The 20,406-nt window shown below is 59.5% G+C and carries 19 protein-coding genes; 3 read left to right on the top strand and 16 right to left on the bottom strand.

The window, feature by feature from the left end; genetic code table 11:
• Positions 1–11: 11 nt before the first annotated feature.
• The 9 genes from SFUM_RS16345 to SFUM_RS21985 all read right to left on the bottom strand — a co-directional run bounded on the left by SFUM_RS16345 (position 12) and on the right by SFUM_RS21985 (position 11,225).
• A complete protein-coding gene (locus SFUM_RS16345) occupies positions 12–1,145 on the bottom strand; it encodes a double-cubane-cluster-containing anaerobic reductase (protein ID WP_041440767.1) in 1,134 nt (377 codons plus the stop codon).
• Entirely contained in the window at positions 1,142–1,945 is an 804-nt protein-coding gene (locus SFUM_RS16340; RefSeq protein WP_011699958.1) for an acyl-CoA dehydratase activase, read from the bottom strand. The genes SFUM_RS16345 and SFUM_RS16340 overlap by 4 nt, the downstream gene beginning before the upstream one ends.
• 732 nt (positions 1,946–2,677) lie before the next feature.
• Positions 2,678–3,352 (bottom strand): ferredoxin-like domain-containing protein, encoded by a 675-nt coding sequence (locus SFUM_RS16335; RefSeq protein WP_011699957.1) that lies wholly within the window; start codon positions 3,350–3,352, stop codon positions 2,678–2,680.
• Positions 3,353–3,871: 519 nt separating this feature from the next.
• Positions 3,872–5,158, bottom strand: a complete 1,287-nt coding sequence (locus SFUM_RS16330) for a radical SAM protein (RefSeq protein WP_011699956.1) — start codon at positions 5,156–5,158, stop codon at positions 3,872–3,874.
• Positions 5,159–5,407: 249 nt separating this feature from the next.
• Positions 5,408–5,794, bottom strand: coding sequence for a hypothetical protein (locus SFUM_RS16325; protein ID WP_150109539.1), 387 nt, complete (start codon positions 5,792–5,794; stop codon positions 5,408–5,410).
• Between the two features lie 124 nt (positions 5,795–5,918).
• The gene (locus tag SFUM_RS16320; protein ID WP_011699954.1) at positions 5,919–6,821 is read right to left on the bottom strand and encodes a carboxypeptidase-like regulatory domain-containing protein; all 903 of its coding nucleotides are present in this window, start codon (positions 6,819–6,821) and stop codon (positions 5,919–5,921) included.
• Positions 6,822–6,888: 67 nt separating this feature from the next.
• Positions 6,889–8,199 carry a M28 family metallopeptidase gene (locus SFUM_RS16315; RefSeq protein WP_011699953.1) on the bottom strand — a complete coding sequence of 437 codons (1,311 nt, stop codon included), beginning with the start codon at positions 8,197–8,199 and terminating at the stop codon, positions 6,889–6,891.
• Positions 8,200–8,242: 43 nt separating this feature from the next.
• Positions 8,243–9,334: a trypsin-like serine peptidase gene (locus SFUM_RS21990; RefSeq protein ID WP_011699952.1), complete on the bottom strand. Its 1,092-nt coding sequence runs from the start codon at positions 9,332–9,334 to the stop codon at positions 8,243–8,245.
• Between the two features lie 796 nt (positions 9,335–10,130).
• Entirely contained in the window at positions 10,131–11,225 is a 1,095-nt protein-coding gene (locus tag SFUM_RS21985) for a trypsin-like serine peptidase (protein WP_011699951.1), read from the bottom strand.
• Positions 11,226–11,705: 480 nt separating this feature from the next.
• On the opposite strand from SFUM_RS21985, the gene SFUM_RS21980 reads away from it, so the two are divergent.
• From SFUM_RS21980 to SFUM_RS16290, 3 genes are all read left to right on the top strand, one after another.
• Complete coding sequence (locus SFUM_RS21980) at positions 11,706–12,470, top strand: class I SAM-dependent methyltransferase (RefSeq protein WP_011699950.1); 765 nt, start codon at positions 11,706–11,708, stop codon at positions 12,468–12,470.
• 284 nt (positions 12,471–12,754) lie between these two features.
• Positions 12,755–13,522: a tetratricopeptide repeat protein gene (locus SFUM_RS16295; protein ID WP_011699949.1), complete on the top strand. Its 768-nt coding sequence runs from the start codon at positions 12,755–12,757 to the stop codon at positions 13,520–13,522.
• A 100-nt stretch (positions 13,523–13,622) separates the two neighbouring features.
• On the top strand, positions 13,623–14,075 hold the full coding sequence (locus tag SFUM_RS16290; RefSeq protein ID WP_011699948.1) for a ferritin-like domain-containing protein: 453 nt from the start codon (positions 13,623–13,625) through the stop codon (positions 14,073–14,075).
• Between the two features lie 59 nt (positions 14,076–14,134).
• Here SFUM_RS16290 and SFUM_RS16285 read toward each other — a convergent pair whose 3' ends face one another.
• The 7 genes from SFUM_RS16285 to SFUM_RS16255 form a co-directional block, all read right to left on the bottom strand.
• Positions 14,135–14,665, bottom strand: a complete 531-nt coding sequence (locus SFUM_RS16285; RefSeq protein ID WP_011699947.1) for a hypothetical protein — start codon at positions 14,663–14,665, stop codon at positions 14,135–14,137.
• Between the two features lie 576 nt (positions 14,666–15,241).
• Positions 15,242–15,958, bottom strand: a complete 717-nt coding sequence (locus SFUM_RS16280; protein ID WP_041440762.1) for a GntR family transcriptional regulator — start codon at positions 15,956–15,958, stop codon at positions 15,242–15,244.
• A 225-nt stretch (positions 15,959–16,183) separates the two neighbouring features.
• The gene (locus SFUM_RS16275) at positions 16,184–17,041 is read right to left on the bottom strand and encodes a hypothetical protein (protein ID WP_011699945.1); all 858 of its coding nucleotides are present in this window, start codon (positions 17,039–17,041) and stop codon (positions 16,184–16,186) included.
• A 42-nt stretch (positions 17,042–17,083) separates the two neighbouring features.
• The gene (locus SFUM_RS16270; RefSeq protein WP_041440760.1) at positions 17,084–17,443 is read right to left on the bottom strand and encodes a cupin domain-containing protein; all 360 of its coding nucleotides are present in this window, start codon (positions 17,441–17,443) and stop codon (positions 17,084–17,086) included.
• Between the two features lie 66 nt (positions 17,444–17,509).
• Complete coding sequence (locus SFUM_RS16265) at positions 17,510–18,790, bottom strand: TRAP transporter large permease (RefSeq protein WP_011699943.1); 1,281 nt, start codon at positions 18,788–18,790, stop codon at positions 17,510–17,512.
• A gap of 1 nt (position 18,791) precedes the next feature.
• A complete protein-coding gene (locus SFUM_RS16260) occupies positions 18,792–19,289 on the bottom strand; it encodes a TRAP transporter small permease (RefSeq protein ID WP_011699942.1) in 498 nt (165 codons plus the stop codon).
• A 68-nt stretch (positions 19,290–19,357) separates the two neighbouring features.
• The gene (locus SFUM_RS16255) at positions 19,358–20,380 is read right to left on the bottom strand and encodes a TRAP transporter substrate-binding protein (protein WP_011699941.1); all 1,023 of its coding nucleotides are present in this window, start codon (positions 20,378–20,380) and stop codon (positions 19,358–19,360) included.
• Positions 20,381–20,406 lie beyond the last annotated feature (26 nt).

The following is a 20,406-nucleotide window of genomic DNA, read 5'->3' as shown; positions in this document are numbered from 1 at the left end:
AATGCATCCTCTCAGGCAATCAGTTCCAAAAAGGCCTCGATCCGGGTTCTCAGTTGCTCCGTGTCGGAGGAGGAATAGTCCGTTTCGATGTGCAGGGACGGCAGTCCATGGCGCGTCTCGATGAATTCCCTGACGACGAAGGACTCCACGTTGTAGGTATGGCAGCATTGCCAGGTCAGATCGACCACTCCCTGCACACGATAATCCTCCACCAGACCCCGGATCAGGTTCAATCGTTCCTCATTGGGCGTCATGCATGAGCAGGGAATCCGCAGATAGCGCCTTGCCAGCGCCTGCAGCGGATCGGCCGTGTCCTCCTCCACAAGCAGGTCCTGACCCTTGATGCCGGTGCAGTTTTCCATAGAGACGATCACGCCGCCGCATTCCTCGATGAGTTGCAGCACTTTTTCCGATCCCGTGCCCACCGGACAACCGGTGAACAGGATGCGCGGAGCCCCCCGTCGATGGACGGCCACCCCGGCAGCGCACCGTTCCTCCAGTTCCTTGATGAGCTGCCGCAGCAGCACGGCATAAGCTTCCAGGTCGGAACAGGAGCTTTTCGTTTCCATCACCGTCATCATGTCCAGACCCGACAACGGGACCGTTTCGGCCCTGCTGAAGCGGGATATCTGCCAGAGCAGCTTTCTCACCTCGTTCTGGAGCTTGATCTGGCGATTCAACTCCCGGACTTCCACGCTCCGACCGGTCTGTTCTTCGAGGAAGCCTTTTAACCGGATCATTTCCTGCACCCAGAAAGCCAAGGCCTGGCCCCCGTCGGCGTCAAAAGGCAGATGCATGAGATGGAGAGGTTTGATCCTTCCCATCAACTCGAACATCTTCTTCTTTCCATCACACGTGGTTTCGCCCAGGATGAAATCCGAAGCCCCAAAATACGGGCATGTGTCCGTCACTGCATACCCATAGCTGGACTTGATCAGGGGGCAGAGATTGGGGGGAAGCGTCTTTTCGGCGGCAGAGATCGGAGCTTCCTTCTTGCCGCACAGGCTCACCGGGATCGCCCCGGCCGCTCTCACCAGCTCGGTTGGGGCGAACAGACAGTAGACTCCCGCGACTTTCCCCCCCGCCTCCTTGTGTTCCACAAGGCTGAGCAGAGAGCGTTCGCCGGCCCGCTCAAACTCCTTCATGATTTCCGGTCGCAACGGGTACCCCTTTCCTTTGCCCCGGCCATCCCGTGGAGGGCAGCGCCGATGGCCCCCACCATGTCGGGGTGGTCGGGGATGATAAGCGAAATATTCAACTGCTCCTCCAGCACTTTTCCGGCACACGGGTTGTGCGCCACCCCCCCGGCAAAAACCAGCGGCGGCTCCATCCCAACCCTGCGGAGCATGCCGACGGTCCGCTGAACGATCGCCAGGTGCAGCCCCATGGCGATGTTTTCGGCGCGCTCGCCGCGAGCCATGAGCGAGGTGGCTTCGCTTTCCGCGAATACCGTGCACATGCTGTTGATCTGGATACGCTTGTCCGACCGCAAGGCAAATTCTCCGAATGCCTCCAGGGGGATCTGCAGGGCCGTCGCCATGAACTCCAGGAATTTACCCGTCCCCGCGGCACAGCGGTCGTTCATCTCGAATTTCGCCACCCTGCCGTGCGGAGCGAGCAGGATCACCTTGGTGTCCTGACCGCCGATATCAAGCACCGTTCGGACTTCCGGGAACAGGTATCGCGCTCCGAGCGCATAGGCCTGGATTTCCGTGATGGCCGAGACTTCAATCCCTCGAAGGGATTCGATAAAAAGCTTCCGGCCGTAACCCGTGGCCACAACCCGGCCCACCCTCATCCCGTCGAGGAGCTTCTCGCATTGCGCCAACGGATCGTATGTCGTCGGCACCTTCATTTGCCGGATCTGCCGCGTGCCTTCAAACACCACCAGCTCAATCGACCGGGACCCGATGTCGATTCCCGCAACGCTTTCAAGGCCGCTCACATTCCGTTCCTCATATCCGTGAATGCATGGAGCCGGGGCCTCCGTGACGGCACCCCCGCGGCTCTCCGCCGGCGACCGCGAACGCCGTTGTCGTCGTTTCCGCGAACCGACCCGAGCCGGACAGTCGCGACGGATCACATAGATGTGCCAAACCAGGGCATTCTCATACGAATCGTCATTGCTTGCGCGCACCCCACATGGGACGCGACAACCCCATCCGTCATTGCCTCGAGACCGGGAATCCGGCCTCCCCAGGGCCTTGCGGGCTCCAGTCTTCGCGGGCACGACCTCCGGGGCTGCTCGTTCGCCACGCTTTCAACTCTTAAGGGAAAAGGCAGGCGAGGGCAAATCGTTAATATGAATGGAAATCTATTTCAGGTATTGGAAAACACGATGCTGGAGCTGTCCGATCGAAGTTTGACTCCTGGCTTGTAATGCCGATTCGCGTTCGCGCGGGCACAATGCCGGTTTGCCAGGCTGTGCGGCGAGCGTGTCGTGCCATCTCCCCAAGACGCGACCCGGTCTGGTCCTCCGCAACGAAGCATGACCCCGTTCCTCAAAGAACAGGCCCCGGAAAGCACAAGGGGGGCCGCCTCCACAGGAGGCTCCCCCCTTTTTTCGCTAGCCGCTTCCCCGGGTGTGCATTGCGCGCGCATGTGGAATGGGCCGGCTGGACGGCGTCACAGCACGGCGCGGCGTCGGTTACACGGCCGGCCCAAGTGGCAACCAACGTCACGCGTTGGGCAGTCCCAGGTCTCCCAGAAACTTCTCCAGGCCGACCTCGTCGATCACCCGGCCCAACCGCTTGGTTTTCCCCATTTTCTGAAACCAGTCGATCACCTTGTCCGCCAGGGCCAATGCCTGCTCGTCGTTGAGACCGGTGGCGATCACATCGGCAAGGCGGGGCTTCAGACCCGACACGAAACCACCGGCCAGGACGCGCCAGCCGTTCTGCATCCCCACCAGACCAAAATCCTTGATGGACGACTCCGAGCAGTTGTTCGGGCATCCGGAAACACCGATCTTGAATTTGAAGGGCAGGGTGACTCCGTGATACTTCTCGTCCAGCTTGAGCCCCATTGCGACGGCATCCTGAACCCCGATGCGGCAGAAGGTCGTTCCCGGGCAGATTTTCACGGACCGGACGCAGAGGCCGATGGCCGCCCCGGGAGACAGGCCCAGCTCATTCCAGACCCCGTCGATGTCTTCCTCGCGCAGCCCCACGAGGGCGAAACGCTCGGCCGAGGTCAGTTTAACGGCTTTGGCCCCGTATTTTTCAGCCACGTCGGCAATCCTGCGGAGCAGGTTGAAGTCCGTGATGATCCCGCCCGGCACGTGAGGAGCGATTGCGTAGCTCGTCTTGTCCCTTTGCAGAATGGCGCCCTTTTCCAGTATGTCCCCGGCCATATCCCCTCCTTGTGATTAATGATGTGTGCGGTCGTCGCGTCGGGATGTACAAATCCTGCACAGTGGCCGTTCCCGGCCCAGATGAGAAAATTAGTGTTTCCTATTTGAGAATGCAACCTTTTGGATTCCGATAATTGAATTATCCCGAAGGTGCCGAATATCGAACTTGCTGCAGAGAGAAGGGGGCCGTTTCCGGATGCCGGTTGGGGGACATTCCGACGTCTGATACCATTTTGCGTTCAAAATGAGTGCATTGGGCGGGAGGGCATAAAGCCCCCCCCTTGCTACGTCTGACGGGCACATCGGTCCGTAGCAAGGGGCGGGGTTTATCCCCGACCACGTCACCTCCCGCCGGGCAGGTGTTGCGTCATCTTGAACGCACCTCGGTATGATGAGCCGTGGGCGCCGGACTCCGGCTTCGTCGGCTCCGGGCGGGGCATGCGGCCGATTGGATCGGCATCGCTGTTCGTGAGCCGCCCGACCCGCCGGTGAAGCCTCGGGCGTCCTCTTCTCGGCCGTTCAGGAAAAGCTTCGGTTGCAGCAGCGGGCGCATCCGGGGAAAAGCCGGCCGGCAATCAGTTCCCGGAAGCGTTGCATGCCGGGACCGTTCCATACTTCATCGATTGACTGCCGCGCGACGTTTCCCGCCACGACGTGAAGGCAGGGGGACACGGTGCCGTCCGGCATGATCCGGAGCGTTTTCCAGAGCGTGTCGCATTTGCCGGGAAAAGGGTGATCCAAATCCAGGTAGTAAGGTTCGAGCATCCCGGTGGAGAGATCGGGCAGGAAAGAAAGCCGCAGGCGACCGCGCGCCGCCTTTCTCGCCCTTTGGAGACCTTCGGCGATACGGCCCACGTCTTCTTCGACGATGTCGCTCTCGTAGTACTCCCCTTCCGGGATGGAGGGATGAACCAGGTGGATCTCGCCCAATCCGGCCGCCTTGCGGGCAAACACCCGGTTGTGTCTTGCCACGTGGGCCGCCGAGCTGAAGATCGTGTGCTGAAATTGCAGGAAATCGACCCCCAGTTCCAGGGCGATCGGAACCATGTCCTGAATGCATTCCACATTTGTTTTGGAAATCGTGAAGTTGATGCCGACAACAGGGGTGGGGCTGCGCCGCCTCGCGCGTGCCGAAAGCAGGGAACGAACGCCGTCGGAGGTTCTCCGGAAAAGCCCGGGCCGGCCTCGCACCTCGTCATGGACGCGGGCCGGTCCGTCCATTGAGACGATCACGATTCCCACCCCCTCTTCCACGAGCATCCCGGCGTTTCCGGAAAGAAGCGTTCCGTTGGTGGCCAATTGAACGAACAGGTGTCGCCTGCCGGCCTCTTTGATGAACTCCTCGAAGCCGGGATACAACATCGGTTCACCGCCGGTCACATACAGGGCGGGGCGGAAAGTCGTGACCCGGTCCATCAGGCGTACCCATGCGGACACCGGCAATTCCCGCTCCGGGTCAAACCAGGTCAACCCGGGTGCCGCCGGGGAGGCGTGCCGATGCTGAATGCACATGCCGCACTTGAGATTGCACCGCCTGGTGAGGTTGATGCTGATGTTGGCGGGGAGCCCGCTGGTTCCGGGATGCAGCCTGCGGTCCATCCGAATTCCCACGTGCCGGCGATATTCGCCGCGCAGGAGAGTCATGACGTGCCGGGGATTGTGAATCGTGTGACGGAGCATCGAAACCACCAGGTTTCTTCTCCGGGACCCGGCTTCGATTTGGCCGCAATTCGAGGCAGGCACCTCCGTCCGCATGATTCCCGCTCCTCCGGTCGCTTCCTGCAACACTTTGTCAAGGTCCGGCATTCAAGCTCCGAAGAAACGGAGACGAACCGAACCTGAAGCAAATTACAGCAGACCGAAGCGTCATGTCCATCGAAACGAGCGGACGCGTGCTTGCCCGGTTGCGGCCGGCCCCTCATCCCACTTTTTCGGAGACGTCACCGACCGGGCGAGAATGATTTTCGGCGCGGGTCCGAGCTCCAGTTCCTTGGGCGGGAGCGAGCCGGTCGGTGCTCGCGCGCTCCGCCGCGGCACCGGGCCCGCCCCCGGCATCTATTCGGCTACATAGGAGGCCGTATCGGTGGACCTGTTGTATTTCAGCGTGATCTTATTGATCTTGCACAGGTTGACGTCGCGGAAAAAGGACGACGTATTGTCATCGGCCCAGGTCACCTTGATGTTCCACACGCATCCCTTTTCAATTCCGGCGAATTCCACCCTGAAGCCGGCACCGTCGGGAAGAACGGCGTCGAGCTCGTTCTCGTTCCATATCTCGTCCCCGGGGGGATTGATGCCGATGAACCTGATCGGGTAGCCGGTGGCATTCACGATGGTGAAGTCACGCTGATCGGCCGAAGACAAAACAACCTGAAAACACAGCACCAATGCGGCGGCAACGGCGATAGCCCCGATGGTCTTAAACAGAACTTTCTTCATCATGTTCTCCTTGTGCCTGAAACCGTTCCTGAACTCCCGTCGGCCGGAGGCACCCTGCCGGGCATCGTGACGCCTGAGGCCAAGTCCGTCCCGTTCCGGCATCCTCGTGTCCCGCCCGGGCCCCCGTTCATTTCTTCCGAGGTCCCGTTTCCAGGACCTTGCCGTCCTCGGAAAATCTCGTTGCGATGTTCCTGTTTGCCCGGACCGCCCTCGCGGTTCCCCCGCGGCGGCCTGCAACGGCAAAGTCTGTCGTGCATTCATCCGCGGAGACGCCCTTGCAGAAGAAACCCTCCAGCGGGGGCATCTTGGGGGACACGTATCCGGCTCCCCCGAATACCAGGTAGAAATAGGGCCCCTCCGGTGCCTGGGCTCCCAGGCTGCAGGTGAGGACCACCTTGTTGGCGCCCGGCCTGATGACCTTCCAGGTGTGTTGAGCGAACGGGTAGAGCGCCCAGAGATCGTAGAACCTGGAATGATCCGCGCGGCACGGAGGCTCCATCTCGCCCCAGAACAGCATGCCCAGAATGTTTTTCGTGGTGTTGATCACCGTGGCGGTGATCTTCACCGTGCCGCCCGAATCGGGAATCACCACGGGGTCGATGGGCATGGTTTCAAAATAAAACGGCCTGGCCTTGATCCTGATGGGATTCAAAACCTTCGCGGAGCCGCTCGCAAGCACGATGTTCTTCTTGTGAGCGAAATCCCAGGCCTGGACTCCATCGTAGAGTTGCGGCAGGTACTTGTCGGCGCAATACTCGGTTTCCGGGTCACAGTCCGCGTAGGCCTCGCATTCAAGGAAGTAAGTCCCCGCCTCGAGGTAGTTGAAGCTGTAGTTACCGGCTGCATCGGTTCCCTCGGCGGCCGTAAAGTCAAAGCCTCCCGTCGCATTCCGCTTGTAGAGCAGAAGACTCGCATCGAGCGGTGCGCCGGACTCATCCTCGATCACCACTCCGCTCAACGTGGCCGCCGTCCCCAAGGTCGGCAGGGCCAGCATGCAGGCGGTCACCCAAATCAGGAATGTCTTTTTCATTATTGGCTCCTCGATTTCCACCGGATCGAATCACGCTTTCGGACTGCCCGTCCCACGGCTCCGGCGCTCAGGGCGTCGCATCCATTATGCCGGCTTCGGCCAGCAGGGCCGCGGCGACTTTCGTCACCTCGATGGCAAACGGCAGGTCCTGGTGTCCCAGAGTGTCCCGTGCTGAATGAAGAGGCTCATAGTCCGCGGCGTCACAGTCCATTTGAATCAGAAGACCGCCGGCCATTTCCTCGTCAAGGAACGGCTCATGATCGCTACCCGAATACTTGACCGTGTGCTCGACATCCAAATCCGTGTAGGTCCTGACGTATCCCACCAGCCGGTCCAGCGCCCGGGCCTGCCGCGTTATCCCGCGCGATCCTTCGATGATGATGCCGCGGGTTGCGTCCGCCTTGTAGAAGGAGATCATGTCCAGCACCACGAACGCCTTGAGATCGGCATCTTCTCCGGCATCGATCAATTCCTGAACATACTTTCTGCTGCCCAGCAGGTCTATTTCTTCCCCGCCGAAGGCCACAAAGACGATGGACGCCTCCGTGTCCACGGTCCGAAACACCCGGGCCAGTTCCAGCACGGCGGCCACGCCGCTGGCGTTGTCACAGGCCCCGGGAGCCGTATTGCAGGCGCCTCCCTCGCCGTTGGCGGAATCGTAATGCGCCCCGACCAGGTAGAACTCCTCGGGCCTCACCTTGCCCACCTTCCTGCCGATCACATTGAATCCCTTCCACTCCTCGCACCCGCCCTCGCAGTCATTGGGGAAGCTCATCGAAGCATTCGTCCTCAGCCCCAGGGCCTTGAACTCCCGGCTGATCTTGTCGCGGGCCGTCAGCACCTCGTTGGCGCAGGAATACCGCGTCTCGAGGTCTCGCGCCAGCATGGCCATGTACTCCCCGTACCTGGAACGATTGAGCTTGCTGATCAGCGCATTCACCTTCGGATCCGGTTCGCCTTTGACGCCCCCGGCTTTTCGGGTCACCACCATGCTGCGCCTGACCGGCCACAGCCGCACGCTTTTCAATCCACCAAGCTCTTCCGGGCGTTTCACGACGGCGAGCCGAAAAGCACCGTGCCTGTAGAGGGTGTCATACCCGGCGATTTGTGACAGCGCCCGGTGGTCCCGCACCAGAAACAACTCCGTCAGGGGAATGTCGCGCGTGTCGAGCAACTTGCCTTTCACCGGCAGACGACTGTCGTGTATGAGCACCCGGTCTTCCCCGAAGGCCAGAACGATCGGTTTTTCGCCCAGAGCCGGAACGCTCGACAGAGCCGAAGAGCCCCTGACGAGGGTCACCGACACGGCGTGGCTCGTTCCGCAGAGCGCAACGACCAACAGCCAAACAAGGCCCATGGCGCAAGAGAGCCGTTTCATATTCTTCCTCCCGCAAAACCCCCGGTCCACCTGTTGCGGCCCCTCACTTCGCCACGGCCCTGTCTTTGAGGTCTTTGACTCTCGTGTCGAAATAGGGTGAAAAGATCTCTCCGGTGTCTTCATTGGAGTAGCTGTTCACTCCGTTGGCAAAGTTCGTGCCGGCGACCTTGGGGCCCGGTTTGAACTTCATGATCCACGGGCCTCCGCTGCAACCCTCGGTTTGAGTGGTCCCGATCCCGGTGGCGTCAGGCACCACGGAATCGTCGACGTATGCATAAGACGCCTGGGTTTCCACCATGAACTCTCCATCCCATGGATCGTCGGCGGGATAGCCGAACATGTTCCAGTGTCTTGTGCGGCTGGCATTGTAGTAAAAGCCCAGGAAACCCACCCTCTGCGAAAGCTTCTTGCCGTTCTTGTCGCTGACCGCGGCGAAACCCACGTCGCGACCGCAGTCGCCCTCCTGGTGATACTCCTGGAACGTCCCCAGCCAGAAAGCCGTCCACTCTCCATAGGGCTCTTCCCCGTCCTGGTAGGAGGGGACGAAAATCCAGTTCGAGTGATAGGTCCCCCCACCGTCCGAGACGCAGTGCCCCGCCGTCAGGACCGCCCGGCCTCCGATGGACGCCCCCGAACAGACGTATTCCTCCCCGTCCTCCGTGAAGAATATCTTCCCTATGGTTCTGTACGGATACGGGGTGGTGGAAATCCCGTAGAGGGAATCCAGCACCGGGAACGTGGTGTGCGGCGCGGGATAGTTGTATCCGGCGGTCGAGGCTCCCACCATCTCCGCGGTGTCCCCTCCGATCCCTGGTTCCGCGACACCGTGGAGTCCGGCTTTCCGGCTGGCGGAGCGGCCGGGAGCGCCTTCCCCCGGATCACCCGGGTCCATGCCGGGAGGTCCCGAAAGCTGCTCTTCCGTATTCGCCGGCACCCTGTGAACGGTCCCCTTCTTCCTGGTCGAAGGGTACGGTTTGGCGTTTTTCATTTTTTCCTTGGTCCAGTATTTTCCCGCGGCGTTCACCTTGTCCTTGGGAATCGAATACGTGGCGAAACCTTCCGCGGCATAGGCACCGAAGGCCGCCACCGACACAAAGAGCAGGGCTCCGAACAGAACGCACAAGAACCTTTTCATACTCCCCTCCCTTTTGGAGCTGTCGAATCGTCGCCCGACAGCGCGGAACCGGAACCTGAGACGACTGCATGACATTCGGCTTTGACATCGTCCCCCTGCTATCGCCTGGAGAAATCGAAGACGACCGCCCACATCCTCCAGCGGCCGCCCTCCCGTCAAGCGCAAAAACCCAGCCCTCTTTCTCCCCCTGCAGGTATTCCTCGGTCGAAGCAAAAAATCCCTTGGAACAAACCTTAAATGTCGGGAAGAAATATTAAACGTATATAGAATGATAAAGAAACTCAGCGAAAGCTCATTCCCATGCGCAGGTACATCAGTATCTTTGATTTCAATCAAAAATACAATTAAAATCGTTTTATAGAAAAATATTAAATTCACGAAAGATTGGCGAGTTTAACGAAGGAGCTCCCACTTTGGGGTGCAAGGATGTATTTCGATTGTCTTTGAGGTTTTGGTGAACCCACGGGCAGGGAGTCCCCACCACAGAGCCTCCCTCGAACAAGACCGTCGATGGGTCGATATCAAAGACGTGCTCGAATAGATATTCTCACTCCGACGTTTACTGATTGACCAATAACAGTCTCCGCAGAGAAACAACAGACCCGGGCCGCGCGTTTTCCACCACTTCGCGTAGTCCCGCCGGCTTCGGGGAAATCGTGTGTCTTCCTCTCGACCCCGACTGCGTTCCCCGCCCCGGAGACCACCCATACGGCACGGCCCCGCGAACGATCCAACGATGGCGCTTCGCCGGCCTTCAAAGGCTTTTGTGGATCATCGGCCCCGATGAGCTTGCGCGCTACTTTGCCACGGCTTTGTCTTTCAAAGCCTTGACCCTTGAGTCGAAATAGGGCGAATAGATTTCCCGGCTCTCTTCGTCAAGGGAATAACTGTTCAAGCCGTTGGCGAGGTTCGCGTTGGAGAACTTGTGCCCCGGTTTGAACCTCAGAAGCCACGGGCCGCCGCTGCATCCCCCCGTCTGGCTGGTGCCGATTCCGATGGCATTGGGCGTCACGGCAGCATCGATATACGCATAGGATGCCTGGGTTTCCACCATGAACTCTCCGTCCCACGGTTCATCGCCGGGATAGCCGAACATGTTCCAGTGCCTCAGGCGGGCGAGATTGTACGCAAAGCCCAGGAAGCCCACCCTCTGGGAAAGCTTCCTGCCCTTCTTGTCTCTGACCGCGGCAAAGCCCACGTCTCGAGCCCTGTCCTGTTTCTGGTGAAACTCGGAAAGCGTCGCCAGCCAGAACGCGATCCAACGTCCGTAAGGCTCCTTCCCGTCCTGGTAGGAAGGAACGAAAATCCAGTTGGAGTGGTAGGTCCCCGCGCCGTCCGAGACACAGTGTCCCGCCGTGAGGACCGCCCTGCCTCCGATGGACGCGCCCGAGCACTCGTAGTCCTCCCCGTCCTCCGTAAAAAAAATTTTCCCTATCGTTCTGTATGGATAGGGCGTGGTGCCGACACCGTACAAGGTGTCCATCACACGGAACGTGGTGTGAGGCGCGGGATACTTGTATCCGATGGTCGCGGCTCCCGCCGACTCGATCGTGTCAGCCCCGTCCCGTGATTCCGAAACGACATGTGGCACGGCCCCGCGACGGTTGACAGGAGCGGTGACGTTTTCGCCCGGGTCGCCCGGGTCGACGCCGGGAGGCCCCGGGAACTGCCCGTCCGGAAGCGCTGAGACTCTGTGCCCGATCTCCTTCCGCACGGCCAAGGGATATGGTTTCGCGTTTCTCATCCTCTCCCCGGTCCAGTACTTCGCCGCGGCGCTCACCTTGTCCCCGGAAATCCAGTGAGTGGAAAAATCTTCCGCGGCGCAAGCGGGGAAGGGCGTCACCAACGTTAGAAACAGGACTCCGAGCAGGATACAAAGGGTCCTTCTCATACTTTGCCTCCATTTGTGGTCCTGCCATTCGAAACTCGACACCGCTGAACCGGAACCTGGGACAACCACCGGAATCTCCCGCGTCGCAATAGAGCCGCTTATCGTTTTCGAGGAAAAGAAGAGAACCGCTCCCCCCTCCCGCACGGCCGCGTCCATGAAATCGAACGGCCGGACGGTTTTTGTCCCCCCCGCTCCGGCGCCGCGCATGGAAGGCGCGCCTGAGCCGGACAAACAGCAGCCAGGTCCATGAAGCATGGGGAACCGACATTGACTCACCCGGAATACAACCGAAAGATGATTCCCCAGCAAGAGCTGTCAGTACCTTGAATCTCGATGAAAAAGCAACTGGAATTCCCGAATCAAACATTACAAATGAAACGCTATTTCTTATGTTAATTTACCGATGCTTTAGCAGTCCATCGGACGGCGGTTCCCGCCGGGACGATTCCTCGGTGTACCGATTCCAAGCAAGGTGATATCATGCAGCCTGCGGTCGGCTCCGGAAGGCTTCCCGCGGACCCGTTCCTTACCGTATTCCCGGGAGTGCCCATGCACGTCGAAACCCTGTCTTTTGATAAACGATACGATCGCAGCAAATACATCGCGACACGATTTGCCCGCTATCTGCGGGGACGAATTCTCGATGTCGGTTGCGACGAGGCTCATCTGAGGCATCTGTTGCCCGATTGCCACTACATCGGCATCGATGTCGCAGGAAGTCCCGATCTCCTTGTGGACCTCGAACGCGCAAAGCGCCTGCCTTTCGCCGATGAGACCTTCGACGCGGTGGTTTGCAGCGACGTGCTGGAACATCTTGACCATCTTCACCGGGTTTTCGGAGAATTGGTGCGGTGCGCACGGAAGGTCCTCATCGTTTCCCTCCCGAACAACTGGGTCAACGCCAGGCTCCCCATCGCGCGAGGCCGGGGACGCATCGGATTCTACGGTCTGCCTGCGGACGAGCCGCAAGACAGGCACAAGTGGTTCTTCAATCTGTCCGAAGCCGTGGACTTCTTCACCGCTCAAACGAAAAGGCACCCTCTGAGAATCGTCGAGTGCTTCTGCAACGAGAAACCGAGACCGGTTTTCATCCGTGCTTTGAGGAGGCTGCGCTATCGTGAGCGTTTCAGCTACCTCAATCGGTACGCTCACACACTGTGGGCGGTGTTTGAGAAGGTGTCCCCGGCCTCCCTGTTGCTCGATCGAGCCGATGGACCGGAAACGGGGGGAGGTCGACGGGCTTGAATGACTTTCCGTACGGCGCAGGAGGACCGCTACCGGCTCCGAATTCCCGCGCCGACCGTTTCCGCCGTTCGTGCCTTTGCGGGAAGGCGCAAGCGCCGCAACGCAGCGTCGGCGGGAGGAAGCGTAGCGGCACAGTGTCCAGGGGCGTGGAACGCTTTCCCGGAGCCCGGCCGGCTCTGTAATGACAGCCTTCCCGCTTCGTAGCGATCTCGCAGGTCGCTGCCGATCGCGGGACCGGCGCCTCGCAGTACAGCCAACGCAGCCTCAAGAAAGGAACCGCTGCCATGATCGATCTTCTCCAACGAACGGTTGGACGCCTTTGCACCGGAACGGCACTGGGTCTCGTCGTGCTGTTGTTCATGATGGCGGAGTCACAAGCCTGGCCGGTCCCGGGGGCGCCCGAACGGGATGCCCCCGCGGTCTCCGCGGAGCGGGTCCGCAGTCTTGCCGATCAGGGAGACCGGGATGCCCAGTTCACCCTGGGAAGCATGTATCTCCTGGGGAATGGAATACAGCAGGATCAAAGTCAGGCGGCGGAGTGGTTCCGCAAGTCGGCCGAGCAGGGCAACGCCCTGGCCCAGACCAGCCTGGGAGCCATGTATTACCTGGGACAGGGGGTGCCCGGGGACCACGGCCAGGCGGCAGAATGGTACCGTAAGGCCGCCGAACAGGGTGAGGCCTCGGCCCAGTACAACCTGGGCAACCTGTATCTTCTCGGGCACGGCGTGGAGAAAGATGAGGCTCAAGCCATGCAATGGTTCCGCAAGGCGGCGGAGCAGGGCATGGTCCTGGCCCAGTTCAATCTCGCCGGAGGCTATGCCGAAGGCCGGGGCCTGCCCCGCGATGACCGGGAAGCCGCCAAATGGTGCCGCAAGGCCGCCGAACAGGGTGACGTGACCGCTCAGTACCAGTTGGGACTTATGTACGAGGCAGGGCGCGGCGTGGAAAAGGATCGCCGGGAGGCGATCTCATGGCTGACGTCTGCGGCCCGCAAAGGCTTCGAACCCGCAAAAACCCTGTTGCTCAAGATGGGGGTCGATTCTTCAAAATGAAGGCGCCTCCATCCTTGACGCGGCCGGGAACTTGCACTATGTTCTTTTCCAACTATCCCGCGCACCGTTTTTTTCCACTCATGCTGAAAAGGAACAGAAAATGAAACTCGAAGAGTACAAGAAGGTTATTTCCATGGCCATTGGCAACGAAATCGCCGCGTTCGACTTCTACACCACCGTGAGCAAGACGGCAAAAGACGCGAACATCAAGGCAATCTTCAAGGAATTGGCCGAGGAAGAGAAAAAACACCGGAGCTATCTGGAAGGGCTGCTCGCCAATCCCAAAACGATGCATTTCGATGAGTCCGCGGACTACAAGGTGGCCGAATCGGTGGATAAGCCGAAATTGTCCGTCGAGATGAAGCCCAAGGACGCCATCGCCCTGGCAATGAAGGAAGAAGAGGAAGCGATGGTGATGTACCAGGCCCTGGCCGCCTCCAGCAAAGATGCCGATCAGAAGAGCATGTTCAATTCGCTGGCCCTCATGGAAAAGGGCCACAAAACCAGGCTGGAGAACATGTACACCAGCATGGCCTTTCCCGAAGTCTGGTAACGGCCCGATCAGGTCCGTGCGTTTCCGGGCGAGTTCCGCCCACTCGAATGTGAACCCAGCTACCGGATGGGATATTCCCAGAAATTGGTCGGGTTGCCCCCTTCCCTGGCGCTGCCCTCCCGCGCCGTTCCGGTGTAACTGAACGCAATGGAATCGGTGCCGGGAGGAAGCCGCAGCGTGCGGTCGAACGTCACGGAAGAAGTCATCGCCGAAGGTTGCAGGACGTTGTTCGCGTCGCTCACCAATCCCGCCGTGCCCAGCACCTTGCCCTGACCGTCGACAAAGATCACGGCCATGTGAAAATTCATCACCAGGCTGTAATTGTACCTTATGGGATCGGCGTAGCGAACCTGGCCGTATAACCTGATGGAACCCTGCTTCACGCTGTAGCCGTAGTCCAGGTTCACTTCGTTGGTGGACCACTTTGCGGTCCGATCCCCCTCTGAAATGGGAATTCTCTTGTTTTCGGGCACGGTTCCCTTCTGGAAACCGAGCACCACCGCATGGCATCCCAGCGTCAACAGCACCGCGATGAGCGCCGCGATCGACCTTTTTAAAATATAACGGCTTATTCCGTTAAACCTGCTCATGATTCTCTCCATGATTCCCCGCCTTGCCCGAATCATCGCACTTATCCCCAGGCCGTACGCCGTGGCGAATCGCCCCCGGGGCAAACACATCTCCTGCTTCTTATGTCGGTCCCGGAGCGGCGAAAAGTCTACACACCCCTCGGGATACTTCGTCATTGTCGTGAAAATGGTTCGCCGGGACAAGCGGAATCTGCAGATGGGCGGGCATGCCTTCCCGGGGAGGACCTCAGTGTCGGAGCCCTTGCGGCGCATCATTCTTCCGGAGTTCCAAAAAGAAGAGGCGGGCGAGCGGAACCAACGGCCGGAGGGTGGCTCTTCCGCGCGACCCGCCTCTCGATGTCCGGGGAAGAGCAATGACGGAGATTCCCAACGGACAAGAGCAAGTCGGAACAGGCAAATTCATCGCTCTGCCGCCGCGCCGGAACAACATCCGTTGCGGCTGGATTGTTAACAATAGTATCAACGATTTGGACTGCCGATGTCAAGGTGTTTTTCACGGAAGGAAAGCCGGACGGAATGCCGCGACGTCACCGGCTGCGGGGGCCGCCGCGCTTCGGGCGAAAGGATGAAATATTCTTAACTGTGCACTTCTCCCGTTTTCTTCCTCTTGCGTGAAGCATTACCGATCAGGGCTTTGCGCGTCTGCAACTGAAACAGGTAGAAATCCTTGGCGTGGGTGATGTGATCCCGGGCCAACCGTTCGAGCGCCTGGAGATCCCGCTTTTCGAGCGCCGCCACAAACTGACGGTGTTCCTCGAGGATCTCGGTCACGATCCGTTGCGAGGACCAGGACGTGTGGCGCAGGATGTGGCACCGGGCTCTGAGTTGGTTGATCATCTGGAGCAGCGTCTGGTTTTTCGCCAGCTTGAAGATGTAATCGTGAAAATTGGAGTTGGCGGTGATCATGGTTTCGAAGTCCCGCCGGGTGTAGCTGTCTTCCACATGCCCGACCATGCGCTTGAGGACGCTGATGTCCGTGGGACGGACATGATTGCAGGCCAGGCGGGTGGCAAGGGTTTCCAGGGCCACCCGAACTTCGAAGATCTCCTGAATCACGTCTTCATCCAGGTCGGTGACCACCGCGCCTTTATACGGGATGACGGTGACGATGCCCTTGGTCTCGAGGATCTTCAGGGCGTCGCGAATCCAGAATCGGCTCACATTCAGGGCCTTCGCCAGGTTCAGCTCGATGAGCCGCTCCCGCGGCTGAAAGACCCCGGTCAGAATCATGTTCTCCAGCTTGCCGACCAAGCCCTCGAATTCGCTTTTCAGGTTTTTCTTCTGAATTTGCATCAGTCTCACTCCCAACCGTTCCGAATTCCGCCCCACCCTCGCCGTCGACCCCCGACTCGAAGTTATACGATGTGATTCAAAAGAGTTGCAGGGAAAAATCACCTGCCTGCGCCCGTTCAAGAGAGACTACTATAATGTCGAAATCCATCTTGTCCATCATTTTACGCAGGATCGTCACGGGACGCGCCCGAAGCTTGCGCTCTTCGAGCGCGTCCCCCGATCCTGTCAGAACCTGCAGCCGTTCAAAACTTCCTGGATCTCCTCTTCGGTGAGCCTCACGTAATCCGCGTTCATCACATCCGCCAGCATGGCCGTCGTCCAAACGTCATAGCCGGGGTTGGCATCAAAAATCCACGGTTCCCAGGCGGGTTCGATCACGACCGACGGGGTGAACAGCCAACCGATGTCGAACACCACTTCCGGCTTCCTGCCCATGAACACGAGTTTCCCCCGGTACTTGCCGCCCACCATGTAGACGTTGGGGCAGGTGTAGAATATCTGGAGCCCTTCGCGCGCCAGGGCCGCTTCCGCATGCTTCTGGATGGCGTCGGGATGCACGCTCGAGTGCACGTTGATGTGCATGTGGTTCGTCGTGGACATCACGGGAAATTCCAAGCCCTTGAGGAAATGCTCGGACTTGAAATACTCCTCCAGGGCCTTCTCTTCCTTCGGACCCACGGCGCGAAAGGGGAACTGCTTGTAAAAGTGATTGATGTACCAGCGGTTCCACACCAGCAGATTGCAGCCGGATTCGCCCCCTTCGCACGCCCTGAGGCCGACATCCTTGTTGAAGAACCACTGGAAGTCGAAATGGGGCTTTCCCTTGGGCTCGACTCCGTGAAGGCTCCCCATCCCGGCCTTGGGCGCCATGTGGTCGATCTTCCTGGCTGACGGCCAGCCCAACCGCTCGAAATAGCCCGCCATGACGGCTTCCAGCGAATCGGGGTGCACCGAGGTGTCCACGTAGGCATGGATGTGAGTTCCCTGCGGATCGGGCTCGAGCATCGCCGAACACAACCTGCGCCAGTGATCGGATTCAGCGAAATAGGATTTGACCTCAGCCAGTAACGCCTTGCGTTCCATCGTGTTTTCCTCCGGATTCAGATTTGGACCTTGCAACCAGTTTCACTTCTTCTTGTCGTAGGACCCCGGCCTCACGGGAGGGCTGAAGACACTGACCAGCACCAGCGGCTCCTCGCCGATGGTCCTGACGCCGTGCTCCACTCCGGGCTCGGTGAAAACCGCCACGCCCGGCTCGAGCGGGTAGACCTTGTCCCCGACCCTGGTCTCCCCGCGGCCCGAAACGACGTAAATGATTTCCTCCTCGGCCGCGTGTTTGTGGGTCCCCGGATCGCTGCCGGGCGGGAAGGACACGACGCCGAGGATCATATTCATGCAATTGCCGTCTTCCGGCCCGATGAGCTTCTTCCAGAGCCTTCCCGGCAACTGCAGGCCGCTGACATCCTGTTCTTTCACATAGTGCATTCCTTGCTCCCTTTCTGATCGAATCGACTTTGCGCCGCTTTCCATTTCATTCGATCCTCCGCGGCATCAATGGAACAGGTTCGGGACGAAAGTGGTGAATGTCGGGAAAAAGGTGATGAGCACCAGGATCCCGATCATCGTGATGACAAGCGGGACCGAGAACCGGGTCACCTTTTCCATCGGGACTTTCGCGATGGATGCCGACACGTACAGGCAGTATCCCACGGGGGGCGTCAGCAGCCCGATGGACATGTTCATGACGAAGATCATGGCCATGTGCAGCGGGTCGATGCCCAGGGACTCTCCGAGCGGGATGAGCACGGGCACGATGATGATGATGCCCACGAGAATGTCGATGAGGCACCCGAGCAGCAGGAGGATCACGTTCAGCAGCATCAGGATCACATACTTGTTGTCGGACACGCTGAGCATGAATTTCTCGAACATCTCGGGCACGCCCTCGTTGATGGAGATGTACGAAAACACCGCCGCGGATGCGATGATGATCACCAGCTTGGCGGTAGTCTTGGCCGATTCGAGCAGCATTTTGGGCAGCTGCGCCCAGGTCATTTCCTTGTAGACGAACAGGGCGATGAACAGGCAGTAGAACACTCCGATCATCGCCGATTCCGTGGGCGTGAACGCTCCGGTGACGATTCCACCGACTATGAGTATCGGGGTGAACAACGCCAGGGCCGCCCCGCGGAAAGCCACCCAGACGTTCCTCCAGCGGAATGTGTACGGCACCGGCGGCCCGTAGCCTCTCCTCTTGGACAGAACGTGGCAGATGATCATGAGGCTTACGCCGATCATCGTGCCGGGAATGTACCCGGAGAGGAAAAGGTCGAGCAGCGAGAGGCCGGCGGTCATGGAATAGACGATCATCGGGATGGACGGCGGGATGATGTTGCCCAAAGGACCGGCCGTGGCGACCACCGATGCCGAAAACTCCCTGGGATAGTTCTCCTTTTCCATGGAGGGAACGAGCACCGAGGCGACGGCGGACGTGTCCGCGACGGCCGACCCGGAGATCCCGCCCATGATCATCCCGGTGAAAACGGTCACCATGGCGAGTCCGCCCTTGAACTGGCCGATCAGTGAATTGGAGAAATCCACGGCCCGCTTGGATATCCCCCCCAGGCACATGATGTCCCCCACGAGCACGAAACCGGGAATGGCCAGAAGCACGAAGGAATCCATGCCGATCATCATCCGCTGGGCGATGATCTGGAGTGGGAAGTCCCCTACGACGCAGGCGTAGGCGGCCGTCAGGCCGAAAGAGAAATAGATCGGCAGTCCGAGCAGGGCGGTGAGCAGAAAGACGCCTATGACGGAAAGCATAAACATGTCATTTCTCCCCGGAAGCCGGCTGCCTCGGCTTGTCCAGCAGCAGACGGACGATGTTTTCGACGATAAACAAGGACATGAGAGCGCTCCCCACCGTCAGCGGCAGGTAGAGCCATCCCATGGAGATTCCGAAGGTGGGCGACGTCGCCTGCGCCACCTTGGGATAGATCTTCATGCCCTGGTAGATCAGCACGCCGCAGAACAGGAGCGAGAGGGCCAGGTTCAGCACACGAAAGGGTTTCTTGAATCGGGCGGGAAGCCAGTCGATGAAAAGGCCGATGTTCAGATGGGTATCGTCCCGCGACACCAGGGCGGCCGCCAGGAAAACCATCCAGACGAACATGAACCGGGTGATCTCGATGGACCACTCGGGCGGGCTGTGCAGCACGTACCGCATCACCACCGCGTAGAAAAGAATGGACACCATGACGGCGATGAACGCGGCGGAAATGAAGCTGATGACCCGATCGACAGCGTCGAGCACTTTACCGGGACTCATACGAGCACCTTTCGTTGAGGGAGGGGGGGACGAAAAGGATCGTCCGCCCCTCCGACGACATCCGAGCGCTACTTCTTTTCTCTGAACGCCTTGACGAAGGCGGTGCTTTCATCCATGAACTCGGGGCCGATCTTGGCCCGGAACTGCTCGTATACCGGCTTCGTCTTCTCGCGGAATGCATTGAAGGCTTCCGGGGTCAGGGAATTGACCTTGGTTCCCTTGCCTTCGAGCAGCTTCTGGCTGGCCTCGTCGACCTTCATCTGCTCCATCCTGGTCCACTGCATCGCTTCCGCGGCGGATTTCCTGATGATCTTCTGCTCCTCCGGCGTGAATTCGTCGAAGAGCTTCTTGCTCATGATGAGGGGCGCGGGTTCGTAGTAGTGTTTCGTCTGGGAAGCGAATTTGGCCAGTTCGTAGAGCTTCAGGGCGTAGCCGAGGCCGTAGGTGGTGGCGATGCCGTCCACGGTACCCTGGCGCAGGCCGAGCAGGCACTCGCTCCAGGCCATGGGGGTGCTGATGCCTCCCATGTAGGTCACGATGGACATGTCCATGGGGGTCTCGAGGGTCCGGATTTTCAGTCCCTGCATGTCTTCGGGCTTCGTAATGGGACGGACGTTGTTCCAGATGCCCCGGAACGACCAGGTCGACCATCCGAGGCCGACGATGTCCTTCTCATTGAGCATGCCGAGCAGTTTCTGTCCGGGGGCTCCGTCGAGATACGCGTTCGCTTCCTTGTGGTCGTTGAAGAAGTAAGGCATGGCGACCATGAAGTACTGGGGAATGATGGTGGCCAGGACCGACCCGCTGATGACGGCGGCATCCAGCGTGTTCAGGCGGCATCCCTCGATCATTTCCCTGTCGCCGCCCATGACGGCACGACCGAGGATCTTGATCTCCAGCTTGCCCTTGGACTGCTCCTTGAGAACCTTTTGCCACTTCTCGAGACCCTGGTAAATGGTGGTTTCGGGAAGGGCGACCGTGGCCACTCGGATCGTCTTGGCGGCCTGGACGGTCGGAACCGTCAGCACGGCCGAACAGAGCAGACAAAGACCAACCAGACCCAACATCTTGAACACTCTTCGCACTTTCATCTAAATCCTCCTGCTTTGTTGGTGCG

The organism is Syntrophobacter fumaroxidans MPOB, assembly GCF_000014965.1.
In the GTDB taxonomy this organism is placed as follows: Bacteria; Desulfobacterota; Syntrophobacteria; order Syntrophobacterales; family Syntrophobacteraceae; genus Syntrophobacter; species Syntrophobacter fumaroxidans.
The sequence above is the reverse complement of the archived record's forward strand: the minus strand, read 5'-3'. Positions and strand labels throughout refer to the sequence as shown.

What these genes read in the sequence shown, in the direction of transcription:
- SFUM_RS21985 (WP_011699951.1), bottom strand. Translation starts at nt 11,225, where the DNA reads ATGAGAAGGACCCTTTGTATCCTGCTCGGAGTCCTGTTTCTAACGTTG.
- SFUM_RS16270 (WP_041440760.1), bottom strand. Translation starts at nt 17,443, where the DNA reads ATGCACTATGTGAAAGAACAGGATGTCAGCGGCCTGCAGTTGCCGGGA.
- SFUM_RS16280 (WP_041440762.1), bottom strand. Translation starts at nt 15,958, where the DNA reads ATGCAAATTCAGAAGAAAAACCTGAAAAGCGAATTCGAGGGCTTGGTC.
- SFUM_RS16320 (WP_011699954.1), bottom strand. Translation starts at nt 6,821, where the DNA reads ATGAAAAAGACATTCCTGATTTGGGTGACCGCCTGCATGCTGGCCCTG.
- SFUM_RS16295 (WP_011699949.1), top strand. Translation starts at nt 12,755, where the DNA reads ATGATCGATCTTCTCCAACGAACGGTTGGACGCCTTTGCACCGGAACG.
- SFUM_RS16345 (WP_041440767.1), bottom strand. Translation starts at nt 1,145, where the DNA reads ATGAAGGAGTTTGAGCGGGCCGGCGAACGCTCTCTGCTCAGCCTTGTG.
- SFUM_RS16275 (WP_011699945.1), bottom strand. Translation starts at nt 17,041, where the DNA reads ATGGAACGCAAGGCGTTACTGGCTGAGGTCAAATCCTATTTCGCTGAA.
- SFUM_RS16315 (WP_011699953.1), bottom strand. Translation starts at nt 8,199, where the DNA reads ATGAAACGGCTCTCTTGCGCCATGGGCCTTGTTTGGCTGTTGGTCGTT.
- SFUM_RS16260 (WP_011699942.1), bottom strand. Translation starts at nt 19,289, where the DNA reads ATGAGTCCCGGTAAAGTGCTCGACGCTGTCGATCGGGTCATCAGCTTC.
- SFUM_RS16330 (WP_011699956.1), bottom strand. Translation starts at nt 5,158, where the DNA reads ATGCCGGACCTTGACAAAGTGTTGCAGGAAGCGACCGGAGGAGCGGGA.
- SFUM_RS16335 (WP_011699957.1), bottom strand. Translation starts at nt 3,352, where the DNA reads ATGGCCGGGGACATACTGGAAAAGGGCGCCATTCTGCAAAGGGACAAG.
- SFUM_RS16290 (WP_011699948.1), top strand. Translation starts at nt 13,623, where the DNA reads ATGAAACTCGAAGAGTACAAGAAGGTTATTTCCATGGCCATTGGCAAC.
- SFUM_RS16265 (WP_011699943.1), bottom strand. Translation starts at nt 18,790, where the DNA reads ATGTTTATGCTTTCCGTCATAGGCGTCTTTCTGCTCACCGCCCTGCTC.
- SFUM_RS16255 (WP_011699941.1), bottom strand. Translation starts at nt 20,380, where the DNA reads ATGAAAGTGCGAAGAGTGTTCAAGATGTTGGGTCTGGTTGGTCTTTGT.
- SFUM_RS21990 (WP_011699952.1), bottom strand. Translation starts at nt 9,334, where the DNA reads ATGAAAAGGTTCTTGTGCGTTCTGTTCGGAGCCCTGCTCTTTGTGTCG.
- SFUM_RS16285 (WP_011699947.1), bottom strand. Translation starts at nt 14,665, where the DNA reads ATGAGCAGGTTTAACGGAATAAGCCGTTATATTTTAAAAAGGTCGATC.
- SFUM_RS16325 (WP_150109539.1), bottom strand. Translation starts at nt 5,794, where the DNA reads ATGATGAAGAAAGTTCTGTTTAAGACCATCGGGGCTATCGCCGTTGCC.
- SFUM_RS21980 (WP_011699950.1), top strand. Translation starts at nt 11,706, where the DNA reads ATGCAGCCTGCGGTCGGCTCCGGAAGGCTTCCCGCGGACCCGTTCCTT.